The sequence below is a fragment of the Vibrio sp. Vb0304 genome (assembly GCF_033338995.1).
In the GTDB taxonomy this organism is placed as follows: Bacteria; Pseudomonadota; Gammaproteobacteria; order Enterobacterales; family Vibrionaceae; genus Vibrio; species Vibrio alginolyticus.
The window spans coordinates 1-1,059 of sequence record NZ_JAWOTT010000347.1 but is presented as its reverse complement, the minus strand read 5'-3'; the positions used below and the strand labels follow the sequence as shown (position 1 = coordinate 1,059).

Below are 1,059 nucleotides of genomic sequence, written 5' to 3'. Positions count from 1 at the left end.
CCCTCTTCTCAAATCCAAGTAGTCCAAAACTTGGAAGGTGGTCTCGTCAAAGAAATTCTGGTGAAGGAAGGCCAACTGGTGAAAAAAGGTCAGCAACTTCTGTTGATCGACGATACTCGTTTTCGCTCGGACTACCGCGAACGTGAACAACAAGTTGCCAACCTGACCGCCTCGGTATTACAACTTTCTGCTTCTATCAACAGCGTTGCCGTCAATCGCGATTTTAATATTCAAGATTGGGAAAAAAGCGTCGTTCTCGATTACGGCAAACTGACTTTCCCACCTGTATTGGAAGAGACGCAGCCACAATTAACTCAGCGTCAAAAAGCAGAATACCGCGAAGATTTGGATAACCTACGCAACCAACTGTCGGTGATCGATCAACAAGTGGAGCAAAAACAGCAAGACTTGGTCGAGATTGAAGCGCGAGTGCGTAACTTACGCCAAAGCTACCAATACGCGAAGAAAGAACTGGATATCACCCAACCGTTGGCGGATGAAGGCGTTGTTCCGCGTATTGAGCTACTAAAATTGCAGCGCCAAGTGAACGACACTCGCCGTGAAATGACATCTAGCGAACTGAAAATCCCAGTGATCAAATCCGCCATCAAAGAATCCATGCTCAATCGCATCGATGTGGCGTTGAAGTTCCGTTCCGAACAACAAGAGAAACTCAATAATGCTCAAGACCAATTGTCTGCATTAGTTGAATCGGCTGTTGGCTTGGAAGACCGCGTAAACCGCACAGTGGTGGTCTCTCCGGTGACAGGCAAAATCAAAACGCTGAACGTCAACACCGTTGGCGGCGTTATCCAACCGGGTATGGACATCGTTGAAATCGTACCAACCGAAGACACCTTGTTAGTTGAGGCGAAAATCGCCCCGAAAGACATCGCTTTTCTTCGCCCGAACCTAAATGCCATCGTAAAATTCACCGCGTATGACTTTACAAAATACGGCGGCTTAGTGGGTGAACTGGAGCACATCAGTGCCGATACCACTCAAGACGAGGAAGGCAACAGTTTCTACATCGTGCGTGTGCGCACAGAAAAAACCAGC

General features: G+C 47.8%; 1 protein-coding gene. It reads left to right on the top strand.

What is annotated here, in order from left to right:
- A partial coding sequence (locus tag R7P35_RS26145) for an HlyD family type I secretion periplasmic adaptor subunit (RefSeq protein ID WP_318093390.1) occupies positions 1–1,059 on the top strand: 1,059 nt, incomplete at both ends.